The following is a 14,147-nucleotide window of genomic DNA, read 5'->3' on the forward strand; positions in this document are numbered from 1 at the left end:
TGATCGGGCTTATTTGTCGAAACTGAAACCGGGCGCCGTTCCGCCGGACTTCTTTGATTTGCTCGCCGATTTCTTGGGCGCTTGGCTTTCCAGGCTGCCAAAGCTCTGGGTTGCCGGTGTCGCCGGAGCAATGCTCGGTTTGGGTCTGTCACCCCCGGTGTTGGAATGGTTGCGATTCAGAAGGAACCGCTCCGCATCATTGGCGGCCTTGAAGCCGTCGGTTGGCAGCACGATCTCGCTGTCGCTCACTGGTTTTACCAGATAAGGTGTTACGACGATCATCAGCTCGGTTTCGTTGCGTCGATAGCCGTCCGACTTGAACAATGTTCCCAGGATCGGCACGTCAGCCAGTCCAGGAGTCTTGTCGATCGCCGAGTTGTAGCTGTTCTGCATAAGGCCAGCGATCATGAAGCTTTCGCCCGATCCGAGTTCGACGGTGGTCTCTGCTCTACGGGTCGACACGGCTGGAATACTGAAGCCGTTGAGTACGACGGCACCGTTTGAGGTGATTTCCGAGACTTCGGGTGCGACGCGGATGGAAATACGGCCGTTCGAGAGCACGGTCGGCGTGTATGAGAGGCTGACACCGAAATTCTTGTACTGCACCGAGACTTCGCCGAGGCCGGTCGAGATCGGGATTGGAAATTCGCCGCCGGCGAGGAAAGTAGCGGTCTCACCCGAAATTGTCGTCAGGTTGGGTGAAGCCAGCGTGCTGACCAGGCCAACCCGCTCCGACACATCAAAAGCAGTGGCGATATCCAGACCAAACAAACGACCGGCTGCCTGTATCGTATTAAGGCCCGCACTGTTTGAATAATTGAATGCGGTTCCGCTGGCCGTCACGAACTGCCCGGTCGCCGGGTCGAACGGTAGCGAGACCGATCCGGCTGGCAGACCAAATAGCTGCGAGGCGTCAAGCTGGGGCAAATTGGAGGTGGCAGAGGTGATCGAACCAAAATTGCGGCCGCGGGACACACCAAACTGGAAGCCGCCCGTGGTATCGCGGGTCAGCAGGTTGCCGTTGATCTCCTTCGCCAGCGACCGGCTGACTTCGGCAAAGCGGACCTTCAGGTTGACCTGCATCGGTGTCGCCGTTTTCAGGCGGCTGACCACGCGGGTGCCATCACCGACAAAAGCCTGAACAAGATTTTCCGCTTCTTCGGCGTCATCCGGATTGGCAATAGTGCCCGTGAGCAGAACGAAATTGTTCGTGGTGCTGACCGCAATATTTGCTTCCGGCATGGCCAGACCCAGCATTTGATCGATCGACGAAATCTCGGCACCGACGGACACTTCCGCCGAGTAGATTACTTTTCCCGATGCACTGGTCGCATAAAAGCTGGTTTGTCCGCCCTTCTTGCCGAAAATGTAGATTTGGCGTGGTGACCGCACCTGGACATCGGCGATATTATTGTCGGCAATGAAGATATCTTCAATGGGCGAGGGCAGGGTGACCAGTTTGCCGCGGCCGACCGCGACGGAAAAGCGGGAATCCGGCTGTGATATACTGACCGACTGCGCATTCAGCGGCGTTGCATTGTTGGCGGCCAGGGCCAGGGCGAGGCCAGCAACGGCGGCAATGCCCAGTGCCTTTTTCGCCGAGCGGCTATGCTGTGCATATTCTACGGCCATTACTTGTCTCCAAACTCGATTTCATTGACGGAATTGCCGCGTGCGACGCGGACTACCGGCCCTTTGGGTTTTTCCTTTTCGGCCAGCGGCGGCGGAGAGCGCGTTTCAAAGCGTGAAACGTCGCCTCCGGTCGAGAAGGTTGATTTGGTGCTGGTGGGCCGCGCGGCCAGCGAACGGATCATGTCAGCTTCGACGACCGGATCATCGGTTTTTGGCAACTTGACGGCACCGGAAGCAATCGCTTCTTCGAGCTCAGCTGCGCTGTCTGCCAACGATCTGAGTGACAGGCTCAGGGTGCCCAGCGTCTGGGCGACCGAAATTTGTTCGGCAATCTTCGGCGTCGCTTCGAGGGTGACCAACTTTGCCTTCCGAGGGATCTGCTGTCCCTGCTCGTTAGTGGCTGCGGTGACGCGGTTGTCGGTGGCGAGTACGCGGAGGTTACGGATCACGGTTTCGGAAACCTTGAGTTCCGGACCTTCTCCCTGAACCGATTGCGTCAGCATCAGGTCGACACGGTCTCCAGGAAAGACAAAACCGGCTACTCCAGTCAGCCCGGAAACCGGTATGGTGACGGCGCGCATGCCGGGGCCGAGCGCTGCGGCAAGAAAGCCGCGATCACCGGGTGCGACGAGCGAGCCCTTGGTGAGGGGCTGGCCGGCGGTGATCGGATTACGGACGACGGTGCCAGCCAGGGTGGCCACATCGGTGCCTTCCTTCTTGAAATATGCGTCTTCGATCAGTTCCTTTGGCCAGGGCTGGAACCGGAAGCTGTCGGGGGTCATGATTGTGCCGACGGGCAGCGCGCGCGTTGCTACGAGAACTTCCTCGCCCAGCACTTCGGCTTTCTTCGCGGCGACTTGCGGCGCGGAGGCACCATCAAACATATTTTTTGCCATCAGTGCTGTGACTGCGGCTACGAGCAGCGCACCAACCAGCAAAATGATTTTCTTCTTGTCCATGACGTCTCACGCCTCCTGAATGCTTCCGCCAAAATGGTTCCACTGGCGGTCCGTGCCTCTTTCGAGTAAAATGGTTAAAATATGGTTTGTGAATTCTGTCCGGTGATGCCCCAGATCATCCAGAGTCCGGAGAATGCGATGGCTACACCGTAAGGGACCTTGAGCGGTCCCTCGGTCTTTTGGATGTGCTTGCCGATCATCATGAACAGGGTCAGCAGCCCGCCGGCAATCGACATGATCACCAGCAACTCCAGAAAGGTCAGCCAAGGCATCCACAGCGCCAGCGCAGTGAGCAGTTTGACGTCACCGCCGCCCATAGCACCGATGGCAAATAATCCGGCGAAAATGACGAAGATGATAGCCGCCAGACCGATTTGACCAACCATGTCCGGCCAGAAAGCCATGCCGCTGAAAATCCAGAACACGGGCGCGCCCAGGGCAATGGCAAGGTTCAGCCAGTTTGAAATATGCCGGCTTTTAAGATCGGTAACTGCAGCAACAATCAGTGCAATTGCCAATCCGCCCCACAGCAAGTAGATGAAGGTTCCGCTATCCATAGACAGATCGTCTAGTTAATTTGCCTTACCAAATAGTAACCATGAATTCCGGAGCGATTTTTGTCTTCCGACACAGCGACAATGACACAGCGTGATATGACAGACTTGAAAGATGAGCGCTTTGATCGCCGGGCGGTGCCAGAGGGTGCAGTGGAAGAGCCGTGGATCGGACCAGATGGCTGGGAGTTTCGGAAACTGAGCTGGCTGTCGGATGATCCGCCGGAAGCCGCGCGGGGCTCGATCCTGTTCATGACCGGGCGCGCAGATTTCTACGAAAAATATCTTGAAACTTTCCATGATTTTCACGGCCGGGGGTGGAATGTCACGTCAGTCGACTGGCGCGGGCAAGGCGGATCAGGCCGTTGCGGACCGCATCCCCATGTCGGGCATATCGATGATTTCGCGACTTGGGTCGGGGATCTGGCGGTCTTCTACGATCAATGGCAAGCTGCTCATGCTGGGCCGCATATTGTGGTCGGTCACAGCATGGGGGGACACCTCGTCCTGCGGGCAATGACCGAACAGCGGGTCCATCCTGACGCTGCGATTTTGAGCGCGCCGATGCTTGCGCCTGCCGGCGGTAGTGTGCCGGAATGGATCGCGCAGGGGATTGCCAAGGTCATGTGTGCGATCGGTCGTTCGGAACGGACGGCGTGGAAGCCGACTGAAAAACCGTTGGAACCCTATGTGCCCAGGCAGGCGTTGTTGACCCATGATGCCGAGCGCTATTCGGATGAGTTTTTCTGGTTTCGCGAGCGGCCATTCGTGCGGCTGGGTCCCGCGAGCTGGCGTTGGGTGGAGAGAGCCTATGCCTCGACCAGAAAATTGCGTAACCGGAAGAAATTGATGGAGATGAAGATACCAATTCTAGTGCTGGCGACGTCGACCGACCAGCTGGTCGACCATGCAACGATAGAGCGTGCGGTGCAGCTGATGCCACGGGCGGAGATGAAACTGTTCGGTCCTGAATCGGCCCATGAGATATTCCGCGAGGTTGATGCAATACGCGATGAAGCGCTGAGCGCCTGCTTCACTTTTCTTGACCGGGTGGCACCAAAGAAATGAAGCAGTTTGATGTCGTAATCATTGGTGCGGGTATCGCAGGTGCCAGCATTGCCTCGGAAATTGGCGCACACCGATCGGTGCTGCTGCTCGAAGCCGAGGACCATCCCGGCTATCATTCCACCGGGCGCTCGGCCGCTTTCTGGACAGAAAGCTATGGCGGCCCGCAGGTTCAGCCTCTGACCTCTGCCTCGCGGGCCTTTCTGGAAAATCCGCCGGCTGAATTTTCGGCCACCGGTTTTTTGCGCCCACGCGGTGCCGTCAATATTGCTCGCGACGGCGAGGAGCAACTGATTGACAAGTTTTTCGCAGATTTTTCGGAAAGCGGGCTGAATATGGAACGCTGGTCCCGGGAGCAGGCGGTATCGCTGATACCGGGGTTAAAACCGATCTGGACGCATGCGATCCATGAGCCCGATTGCCGCGATATTGATGTCGGGGCCTTGCATGCCGCCTATCTTCGAGACGCCAAACGCAAGGGCGTTGACCTTATCTGCCGGGCGGCGGTCCGCGATATCCGCAAACAAGACGGGGTCTGGCAACTGACCGCTGGCGATCAACTGTTTCAGGCGACCGTGCTGATCAATGCGGCGGGTGCCTGGGCGGACACCGTCGCTGGACTGGCGGGCGCCAGACCGATCGGAATCCAGCCGTTCATTCGCAACATGGTACAGATCGAAACCGATCCGCCCTCCACTCAGGACATGCCGCTGGTCGTTGGCCTCGACGGCAGTTTCTATTTCAAGCCGGAAGCCGGCGGTAGTTACTGGCTCAGTCCGCACGACGAAATTCCGGCCGAGCCGGGAGATGTGGCTCCGGACGAACTGAGCGTGGCGGTTGCCATTGACCGGTTTGAAAAGGTCATGGACGTCGAGGTCAAGCGAGTGTCCCGCAAATGGGCCGGACTGCGCAGCTTTGCGCCGGACCGGTTGCCGGTTATCGGCTTTGATGCTGCCATCGATGATTTTTTCTGGTTCGCAGGGCAGGGCGGCTTCGGGATTCAGACCGCGCCGGCTGCTGCTAAACTGGCGCGTTCGATTCTGCTCAGCGAGCCGCCCGATGCCAGCCTAGCGACGATCGACGCCCGGCTATACGCGGCATCGCGCTTTTCCTAGATCGCATTATTTTACAACTGTAAGCTTGCGCCGAGCGTCGGCGGGTCTATTATTTCTTCGCCTCAATGAAGACAGAAAGGGTCATTATGGCGCATAAATTTGAAATATGGAAAGACAAGGCGGGCGAATTTCGGGTTCGTTTCAAGTATAACAACGAAGTTATTTTCTCAACAGAAGGCTATACCAGCAGGGCGAGTGCAAGAAGCGCAATCAGTTCGATCCTGGAATATGGCCCCGATGCCGAGATTGAAGACAATAGCTAGCTTTCAAGCCGATCATCAATCGCGAGCCGCGTTGAGAGCGGCGTCACTGGCTAACTGGTCGGCGCGCTCATTGTCAGCGTTGCCGGCATGGCCTTTGACCCACAACCACTCGATCTGGTGACGTTCCACGGCCTTTAACAGGTCCTGCCAGAGGTCAGCATTTTTGACCGGCTTCCGGGCCGCCGTCCGCCATCCGTTTTTTTGCCAGCCAAAAATCCACTTGGTTATGCCGTCTTTCACATATTTGCTGTCGATCGATAATTTGACGCTGCAAGGACGGTTGAGTGCATTCAGAGCCTCAATCGCGGCGCGCAATTCCATCCGGTTGTTCGTCGTATTTGGCTCTCCACCGGAAATCTCTTTTTCTGTTTCGCCATGGCGGATCAGAGCGCCCCAGCCGCCCGGCCCCGGGTTGCCTTTGCACGCCCCGTCGGTGGCAATCTCTACGATCTTATATTCTGTCATGTACTGAAAATTTCCGGGTGAGTTTGATAAAATTGCAGCCGATGCAGAAACGCCTGCGGGTCCTTGCGCGTGACCAATGCATCCGCTGGCGTGTTGATCCAGTCATAGGCCCGCGTGAGCAGAAACCGGAGCGCCGCACCCCGTGCAAGCAGGGGCAGCGCCTCCCGTTCGGCATCGCTGAGCGTGAACGCGGATTCATAGCCGTCGATCAAGGCATCAGATACGCCTCGGTTAAAATCCACGCCATCTTCGGAAAAGGTCCAGGCGGTATGGGTCACGGCCAGATCATAGGCGCGAATATCGGTGCAGGAGAAATAGAAGTCGATCAAGCCGGTCACTTCATCACCCAGCATCAGAACATTGTCCGGAAACAGGTCCGCATGGATCGCCGAGTGAGGTAGCTCTTCCGGCCAGTGCACATCCAGATGGTTTAGCTCTTGCGCGATTGTTTTCGACAGACCGGGGGCAATATCGTCCAGTTGTTCCGGACCGCATTGTTCTGCGAGTGTGCGCCAGCCAGCATGGTCGAGAACATTGCGCCGCTCCGGCTTGAAATCTGCGAGCGCGCGATGCATGTCGCCCAGGGCGTGGCCAGTCGAGCGGGCTTGCGCTTCGGTCGGGTGCGTCACCGAAACACCGGGAAGAAAGACGATCAGGCACGCATTGCGGCCGCAGAGTTGCTGGATTTTATCGCCGTTGCGGTCTGCGATCATCGGCGGCACCCGGCAGCCATGAGCCGCCAGATGGTCGAGCAAGGCGATAAAAAACGGCAGATCGGCGGGATCTACCCGCTTTTCATACAGAGTGAGAATATATTGGCCCTTGGTCGTTTCCAGCAAATAATTGCTGTTCTCCACGCCTTCGGCGATGCCTTTGGCCGACACCAGGGTGCCGACATCGAAGCGGGTCAGAAACCGGTCGATTTCTTCCGCGCTGACCTTGGTATATACGGCCATCAGGCGGCTTCGAGACCGCGCGGCAGTTTGAAGACCATATTTTCCTCGGCGGTCTTGACCTTCTCCTTGCGAATATCGAAATGTTCCTCGAGTTTGGTCACAACCTCGCGGACCAATATCTCCGGGGCGGAGGCACCAGCGGTTAGCCCAACCTTGTCGACGCCATCCAGCCAGGCGAGGTCAATTTCATCGGCCCGCTGGATCAACTTTCCAACAGCGCCGCCGCGTTCGGCCACTTCGACCAAACGCAGGCTATTGGAGCTATTGGGCGCACCGATCACCAGCACAAGCTGGCAGGTCTCGGCGATTTTCTTGACCGCATCCTGCCGGTTCGAAGTGGCGTAGCAAATATCCTCACCCTTCGGCCCGACGATGTTAGGAAAGCGAGCTTCCAGCGCCTTGACAATCGCGTGCGTGTCATCGACTGAAAGCGTCGTCTGGGTCAGAAACGCGAGGGCGTCCGGATCCTCCGGCTGCAACGCGTCAACATCGGCCAAGGTTTCGACGAGCGTCATCTGGCCTTCGTCGACCTGACCGAAGGTGCCGATTACCTCAGGATGATTGGCGTGGCCGACAAAAATGATGTGCCGCCCAGCTTCGGTTTGCCGTTCTGCCTGACGATGTACTTTTGACACCAGCGGGCAGGTCGCATCAAGATACTCCAGACCGCGCTCTTCCGCTTTGTGCGGCACCGCTTTGGGTACGCCATGGGCGGAAAATACGACCGGTACGCCATCAGGCACTTCGTCCAGTTCCTCGACAAATATCGCGCCCAGCTTTTTCAGCTCATCGACGACATAGCGGTTGTGGACAATTTCGTGCCGCACATAGACCGGCGCACCATATTTTTTTATGGCGAGCTCGACGATTTTTATCGCTCGGTCGACTCCGGCGCAAAAGCCGCGGGGCGTGGCCACAAGCAAGTCTATCTGCCGTTTCTGGGTATCGGAATGATTCATATGCAAGACCTTAGGGAATAACTGTGCTGGCGAAAAGCCTGTCTGTTCATCTTATGGACGGTTGCACCATATTAAAGGCCCAGATAAGGGTTGCGAAATTTTTATCGGTGCGCATGGCGCCTATGTGTGTTGTCCGTGATCAAAGACAAGGATTGAAAATGATGGCGAATGGCCGGTTGAAAAATATGATTTTGGCAGGGGTCGCGATCCTGGCCGTGACCGGATGCGCCCAAAAGGGCGCTATCGACGTCAGCTCCGGCGTCGGCATTTCGGTCACCCGCTCCGGCTGTCCTGCTGTCGCGGTGCCTGACTATACCGGCGACATCACGATTTTCAACCCGGCGAACAGCACCGATTCCAGCGCTATTGACGTGGTCGCAAATATCACCAACGTCCGCTCGACCTGCAATAGCGAGGGAGCCCGGATCTATACCGAGGCCATGTTTGACGTTTATGCCTCCCGGATGGACCCGACCGGTGCCCGTACCGTGACAATCCCTTATTTTTCTACCGTCGTTCAAGGCGGCACGGCGGTTGTGGCCAAGCGGATCAGCAATGTGACGCTGCAATTTGCCGATGGTGCCTATCGGGCAACCGCCTCCGGCAAAGCGGGTTCTTATGTGGATGCGGCTGCTGCCCGGTTGCCGGAGGACGTCGTCGATCGCCTGACTAAGAAGCGCAAGCCCGGTGACCCTGACGCGGCACTTGATCCATTGGCTGACCCTGCGATCAAGGCGGCCGTCACGCGAGCGTCGTTCGAGCTTCTGATCGGTTTTCAGCTCACTCCTGCGCAGTTGCAGTATAACGCTACCCGCTAGAGTGGCCGGACTTTACAGTAGATATGCCTGAATCAATCGGGCCCTTTTTCCTATGACGAATTGAACCAATCATGCTGTTCCATATTTTTCAGAACCATATTGATACGATACTGGATGAACTGATCGAAGCCGGCATTTTGCCGGACGATATGGATCGCTCAAATGTCACGGTGGAACCACCGCGTGACCCATCCCACGGCGACCTCGCTACCAACGCCGCCATGGTGTTGTCGAAGGCGGCCCGCATGAAACCGCGCGATCTGGCGGAAAAAATCGCGGAAAAGCTGGGTGCGCTGGAGGATGTGCAAGCGGTGGAAATCGCCGGGCCCGGATTTATCAACCTGCGGGTTGCCCCATCCGTATTGCTTGGCGAATTGCTGGAAATCGAAAAATTGGGTGACGCATATGGCCGGTCCGACAAGGGCGCGGGCGTGACCGTCAATATCGAATATGTGTCCGCCAACCCGACCGGTCCGATGCACATGGGCCATTGTCGTGGTGCGGTGGTAGGTGATGCTCTGGCCGATCTGCTTCAGGCAGTCGGTCACAAGGTCATCCGCGAATATTATGTCAATGATGCCGGATCGCAGGTCGATACGCTCGCCCGTTCGGCGCATCTCCGCTATCTCGAAGCGCTGGGGGAGGACATCGGGACGATCCCCGAAGGGCTATATCCCGGCGATTATCTCAAGCCGGTCGGAGAAGCTCTGGCCACCGAATTTGGCGATACCTACAAACATGCCGATGAGACCGAATGGCTCCTGATTTTCCGCAAGGCAGCGGTTGCCAAGATGATGGACATGATCCGTTCGGATCTTGCCATGCTCGGCATCCGGCACGATGTTTTCTCGTCTGAGGCCGAGCTGCACGAGGCCGGCAAGGCTGATGCCGCCGAAGCCGAGTTGCGGTCCCGCGATCTAGTGTATGACGGCGTGCTTGAGCAGCCCAAGGGCAAGGTGATCGAGGACTGGGAAGCGGTTGAATTGCCACTGTTCCGGTCGACCCAATTCGGCGATGATCAGGATCGGCCGATCAAGAAGTCGAACGGTCGCTGGACCTATTTCGGCGGTGATCTGGCCTATCACTTTCAAAAAGCGCAGACCGCAGACGAGCTGATCGACATCTGGGGTGCCGATCACAGCGGCACGGTCAAGCGGATCAAGGCTGCGGTTGCCGCGCTGACCGGTGGCAAGACCAAATTTGACGTGAAGCTGGTGCAGATGGTGCGCCTGCTGCGCAACGGCGAGCCGGAGAAAATGTCGAAACGCTCGGGCAATTTCGTCACCATTGCGGATATGGTCGAAGAAGTCGGCAAGGACGCTGTCCGCTTCACGATGCTAACCCGCAAGGCGGATGCCCAGATGGACTTTGACTTCGCCAAGGTGATGGAAGCCTCGCGCGACAATCCGGTCTTCTATGTTCAATATGCGCATGCCCGCATCCAGTCGATGGTGCGCAAAGCCGCAGACGATGGCGTGATCGCTTCAGCGGATCATCTCGACCGTCTTGGTGAAGAGGAAATGGACCTGATCAAAATGGCCGCGCAATTCCCGCGGATCATCGAATCAGCGGCCGCTTCACGCGAACCGCACCGAGTCGCATTCTATCTCAATGACCTCGCAGCGGCTTTTCACGGCTTTTATAATCTCGGCAATGACCGGCCTGAGAAGCGGATCATAATGGTTAACGACGCGGAAATGACATCGGCAAGGCTTTTCTTAGCCAAGAATATCGGGCAGACTATCAAAAATGGTCTCGCCCTGATGGGGGTTGAGGCCGCAGAATCGATGTGATCGGCCCTTTGGCTAACGGAGCTTATAATGTCAGATACCACCCGCGATAGTCTTGACCTGGACGAAGAAGAACGTCTGCCCTGGCTGGAATCCGCAGAGGATTATGACGAGGACGGAGAATATTCGCCGGTCCGCGTCGCGTTGTTTGTCGGTGCAGGCCTGCTGCTGCTGGCGGCAATCGTTGGCGGTATTTATTGGCTGCAGAACCGGGACGGCGGCCTCGATGGCAGCGGCGAACTGATTGCCGCTCAGGAAGGCGACTATAAGGTCCGGCCCGACGATCCGCAGGCGAGACAATTTGAAGGCGAGGGCGACGCCAGTTTCGCAGCCAGCGAAGGCCAGGAAACGCCAGCGCAAGTGGGGACGCCGGAAAAAACCGAGGCACCTATTCGCAAGCCGGATGAAGAGCCAGCGGCAGACGCTGCCGGGAGCGCGCTGATCCAGCTTGGCGCCTTCAGTTCCGCCAGTCTCGCTGACAGCAGCTGGTCAGGCTATGCCCGGCGCTTTGAATCGATCGGTTCGTTGCCGAAAAAGATCATCCCCGGCAATCTGGATGGTGGCACGATTTACCGTTTGAACGCGGTCGCTCCCAGTCGCGAAGCGGCGCAGGATATCTGCAACAGCCTCAAGGCGGCGGGTGAAAGCTGCCTCGTCGTTCGCTAGTTCAGGCGTAATATATGGTTGAAGCGCTGTGGATAACGGCGCTTTCGCCTTTACCCGCCTGCGAATCGGCGCAAGTATAAGATATGTTGCGTGAGAAAAGTTCATCATGGCCATGACACCGGCAGTTTTTGGTATTTCGGGTCTGGACCTGACCGCCGATGAACGGGCATTTTTCCGCGACTGCGATCCCGCCGGCTATATCATCTTCGGTCGCAATATCGAAAGCAAGGCACAGCTCCGGTCTTTGACCGATGACCTTCGGGCGATCCATGGTCGCGCTGATCTGGCCATTCTGATCGATCAGGAGGGCGGCAGGGTCGCGCGGATGCGAGACCCGATTTGGCCCAAATTCCCCGCTGGCGAGATATTCGACAAATTATATGATGTTGCGCCTGCCACGGCCATTGAAGCGGCACGGCTCAACGCGCAGGCGATTGCCGTCAGCCTTAGTGAAGTGGGGATTACGGTCGATTGCCTGCCTTTGCTCGACGTGCGGCAGCCGGATGCCGACAATGTCATCGGCGACCGCGCCCTTGGCAGCGAACCGATGCGGGTCGCGGCGCTGGGCCGGGCAATCCTCGATGGCTTGCAGCGGGGCGGCGTGGTTGGCGTTGTCAAGCATTTGCCGGGCCATGGACGCACCAGCGTCGATACGCACAAGGCTTTGCCAACGGTGACGGCCAGCGATGCGGAGCTGGAACTGGACCTGGCCCCCTTCAAGACGCTGAATCAGGCGCCGATGGGCATGACCGGGCATCTGTTGTTCACTGCCTGGGATGCGGAAACGCCATCGACCCTGTCGAAAACGGTGGTCCAGGACATTATCCGCCAACGGATTGGCTTTGACGGCCTTCTGTTTACCGACGATCTCGACATGGAAGCTTTGTCCGGAACAGTGCCGGAGCGGGCCGAGCGGGCACAGGCGGCGGGCTGCGATATCGCGCTTAATTGCTGGGCGAAGATGGACGATATGGTTGGCATCGCCGAGCGGCTCACGCCAATGTCGGAAAAGACGCAGCAGCGTCTGGATCGGGCGATGGCCACGATTGCGGCTACGAAAGATCTGCACGATCTGGATGCCGGGGATGCGCTGGCCGGCTTGCTCGCCCGGCGCGACGGACTGCTGGCGGCGGTGGCGTGACCACCGAGCCCGAAAATGAGGGCTTCTTTTTCCCGGCAGACCCGGCTGCCTCCGACGACGATTCCTTAACGCTGCATATCGACGGCTGGGAAGGGCCGCTCGATCTGCTGCTGGCGCTGGCACGCAACCAGAAGGTCGATTTGCGAGAAATTTCGATCCTCGAACTGGTTCAGGAATATCTCAAATATATCGCCGGGGCGCAGACGCTCAAGCTTGAACTGGCGGCGGATTATCTGGTGATGGCCGCCTGGCTGACCTATTTGAAATCCGGTTTGCTCTTGCCCAAGGATCCGGAGATCGATCCCTCTCCGGAGGAATTGGCCCTGCGCCTGCAAATGCGGCTGGAGCGGCTTAATGCGATGCGGGAATCGGGGGCGCGGCTGCTCAACAGAGACCGGATCGGCCGCGACGTGTTCATGCGCGGGGCACCGGAAGGCTTGCGGGTGGTCAAGGAACGGCAGTGGCAGGCGGAATATTATGATTTGATCGCTGCTTATTCGCGAGTCAAAGTGCGTGGTGCACCGGCGGTCCATATCGTCCGCCAACGCATGGTAATGACTCTGGAGGACGCGATAGCGCGGGTGTCGCTGATGCTGGGCGAAGCGATCGACTGGACCGATATCCGCCATTTTCTGCCCCCCGGCGCGCCGCCGGAATTGCGCAAATCGGCGCTGGCATCGAGCTTTCTGGCGACATTGGAACTGGCCCGGCAGGGCAAATTGACATTGCAGCAGGACGGCAGTTTTGCCCCGCTCAGGATAAAGGCGACGATCGATGGAAGAGCATGACACGGAAGACGGCAGCTTGATCGATATGGCAGTCGAGGACATGGATATCGGCAAACGTGCCGTCGAAGCGACGCTGTTCGCCTCGGAAAAGCCGATGACCATCGCCGATATCAAGACCTATGTCGGCGATGAGCTGGATATCCGCCGGATTTTGGCCGATCTGCAGCAGGATTTTCAGCATCGCGGGATCGTCCTGATGAAAACCGGCGACCGCTGGCACTTTCAGACCGCGCATGACCTTTCCCATTTGTTGCGGAGGGAGCGGGCCGAACTGCGCAAGCTCAGCCGCGCCGGGATGGAGACCCTGGCGATTATCGCCTATCACGAACCGGTTAGTCGCGCCGAGATCGAGGCTATCCGCGGCGTTCAGGTCGCCAAGGGAACCCTCGATGTGTTGATGGAGGCAGGATGGGTGCGTCCGGCCGGCCGCCGCGAAGTGCCGGGCAGGCCACTGATTTACGCTACCACCGCCGAATTTTTGACCCATTTTGGCCTGCACAGCCGAAGGGATTTGCCTGGTATCGAGGAACTGCGAGCGGCAGGCTTACTGGATCCGGTTGATCTGGCGCTTGAGCAGATGGAGGCAGAAGCCGAAGCTGAAACGGATGCCGATGAACGGGAGCAAGTGTCCGCTGAGCAAGAGTTTGCAGATGATGATGGTGTTTTGCTGGAAAACGGTAGCGAAAGCGCTTAAATAGGGCGGACAAGGAGAATATCGCATGCAACCGAGTATTTGGCAGATTCTAATAGTAGCAGCGCTGGTCCTGATTCTGTTTGGTCGCGGTCGGATTTCCGAAATGATGGGCGATGTCGGAAAGGGCATTCGCTCTTTCAAGCAAGGCATTACCGAGGAAGAAGCGAGCGCTTCGAAACCGGCCCCGCAAATAGACAGCAAGAGCGCTGATACGTCGACCGAAACCAGCAAGACCGCTGACAAGACGGCTGGTTGATCAGGCCGGCCTTTGGACTGAGGCCC

General features: G+C 57.9%; 16 protein-coding genes. 10 read left to right on the forward strand and 6 right to left on the reverse strand.

Annotation, left to right across the window (positions count from 1 at the left end):
* Positions 1-9 precede the first annotated feature (9 nt).
* The 3 genes from ACN0WW_RS15435 to ACN0WW_RS15445 form a co-directional block, all read right to left on the reverse strand.
* Positions 10-1,632: a type II and III secretion system protein family protein gene (locus ACN0WW_RS15435; protein WP_417613763.1), complete on the reverse strand. Its 1,623-nt coding sequence runs from the start codon at positions 1,630-1,632 to the stop codon at positions 10-12.
* Complete coding sequence (gene cpaB / locus ACN0WW_RS15440; RefSeq protein ID WP_417613764.1) at positions 1,632-2,591, reverse strand: Flp pilus assembly protein CpaB; 960 nt, start codon at positions 2,589-2,591, stop codon at positions 1,632-1,634. Before cpaB ends, ACN0WW_RS15435 begins: the two co-directional genes overlap by 1 nt.
* 74 nt (positions 2,592-2,665) lie before the next feature.
* Positions 2,666-3,148, reverse strand: a complete 483-nt coding sequence (locus tag ACN0WW_RS15445) for an A24 family peptidase (RefSeq protein WP_417613765.1) — start codon at positions 3,146-3,148, stop codon at positions 2,666-2,668.
* Between the two features lie 96 nt (positions 3,149-3,244).
* Here ACN0WW_RS15445 and ACN0WW_RS15450 point away from each other — a divergent pair, with 96 nt between their 5' ends.
* The 3 genes from ACN0WW_RS15450 to ACN0WW_RS15460 all read left to right on the forward strand — a co-directional run bounded on the left by ACN0WW_RS15450 (position 3,245) and on the right by ACN0WW_RS15460 (position 5,588).
* The gene (locus ACN0WW_RS15450; protein ID WP_417613766.1) at positions 3,245-4,213 is read left to right on the forward strand and encodes an alpha/beta fold hydrolase; all 969 of its coding nucleotides are present in this window, start codon (positions 3,245-3,247) and stop codon (positions 4,211-4,213) included.
* Entirely contained in the window at positions 4,210-5,325 is a 1,116-nt protein-coding gene (locus ACN0WW_RS15455; protein ID WP_417613767.1) for an NAD(P)/FAD-dependent oxidoreductase, read from the forward strand. The genes ACN0WW_RS15450 and ACN0WW_RS15455 overlap by 4 nt, the downstream gene beginning before the upstream one ends.
* A gap of 86 nt (positions 5,326-5,411) precedes the next feature.
* Positions 5,412-5,588: a YegP family protein gene (locus ACN0WW_RS15460; RefSeq protein WP_417613768.1), complete on the forward strand. Its 177-nt coding sequence runs from the start codon at positions 5,412-5,414 to the stop codon at positions 5,586-5,588.
* A 15-nt stretch (positions 5,589-5,603) separates the two neighbouring features.
* On the opposite strand, the gene rnhA is transcribed toward ACN0WW_RS15460, so the two are convergent.
* The 3 genes from rnhA to ispH are packed head-to-tail and all read right to left on the reverse strand — an operon-like array spanning position 5,604 to position 7,968.
* Complete coding sequence (gene rnhA / locus ACN0WW_RS15465) at positions 5,604-6,053, reverse strand: ribonuclease HI (protein WP_417613769.1); 450 nt, start codon at positions 6,051-6,053, stop codon at positions 5,604-5,606.
* Positions 6,050-7,009 (reverse strand): homoserine kinase, encoded by a 960-nt coding sequence (gene thrB, locus ACN0WW_RS15470; protein ID WP_417613770.1) that lies wholly within the window; start codon positions 7,007-7,009, stop codon positions 6,050-6,052. Before thrB ends, rnhA begins: the two co-directional genes overlap by 4 nt.
* Positions 7,009-7,968, reverse strand: coding sequence for a 4-hydroxy-3-methylbut-2-enyl diphosphate reductase (ispH, locus tag ACN0WW_RS15475; RefSeq protein WP_417613771.1), 960 nt, complete (start codon positions 7,966-7,968; stop codon positions 7,009-7,011). Before ispH ends, thrB begins: the two co-directional genes overlap by 1 nt.
* Positions 7,969-8,126: 158 nt before the next feature.
* On the opposite strand from ispH, the gene ACN0WW_RS15480 reads away from it, so the two are divergent.
* The 7 genes from ACN0WW_RS15480 to ACN0WW_RS15510 all read left to right on the forward strand — a co-directional run bounded on the left by ACN0WW_RS15480 (position 8,127) and on the right by ACN0WW_RS15510 (position 14,121).
* Positions 8,127-8,786: a hypothetical protein gene (locus ACN0WW_RS15480; RefSeq protein ID WP_417613772.1), complete on the forward strand. Its 660-nt coding sequence runs from the start codon at positions 8,127-8,129 to the stop codon at positions 8,784-8,786.
* 68 nt (positions 8,787-8,854) lie between these two features.
* Positions 8,855-10,579 (forward strand): arginine--tRNA ligase, encoded by a 1,725-nt coding sequence (gene argS, locus ACN0WW_RS15485; protein ID WP_417613839.1) that lies wholly within the window; start codon positions 8,855-8,857, stop codon positions 10,577-10,579.
* A gap of 27 nt (positions 10,580-10,606) precedes the next feature.
* Complete coding sequence (locus ACN0WW_RS15490) at positions 10,607-11,242, forward strand: SPOR domain-containing protein (RefSeq protein WP_417613773.1); 636 nt, start codon at positions 10,607-10,609, stop codon at positions 11,240-11,242.
* A gap of 112 nt (positions 11,243-11,354) precedes the next feature.
* Entirely contained in the window at positions 11,355-12,383 is a 1,029-nt protein-coding gene (nagZ, locus tag ACN0WW_RS15495; protein WP_417613840.1) for a beta-N-acetylhexosaminidase, read from the forward strand.
* Positions 12,380-13,171: a segregation and condensation protein A gene (locus tag ACN0WW_RS15500; protein ID WP_417613774.1), complete on the forward strand. Its 792-nt coding sequence runs from the start codon at positions 12,380-12,382 to the stop codon at positions 13,169-13,171. The genes nagZ and ACN0WW_RS15500 overlap by 4 nt, the downstream gene beginning before the upstream one ends.
* A 40-nt stretch (positions 13,172-13,211) precedes the next feature.
* A complete protein-coding gene (scpB, locus tag ACN0WW_RS15505) occupies positions 13,212-13,865 on the forward strand; it encodes an SMC-Scp complex subunit ScpB (RefSeq protein ID WP_417613841.1) in 654 nt (217 codons plus the stop codon).
* Positions 13,866-13,890: 25 nt separating this feature from the next.
* Positions 13,891-14,121, forward strand: a complete 231-nt coding sequence (locus ACN0WW_RS15510; protein WP_417613775.1) for a twin-arginine translocase TatA/TatE family subunit — start codon at positions 13,891-13,893, stop codon at positions 14,119-14,121.
* The last annotated feature ends 26 nt before the right edge of the window (positions 14,122-14,147 follow it).

This window comes from Parasphingorhabdus sp. (assembly GCF_048269865.1).
In the GTDB taxonomy this organism is placed as follows: Bacteria; Pseudomonadota; Alphaproteobacteria; order Sphingomonadales; family Sphingomonadaceae; genus Parasphingorhabdus.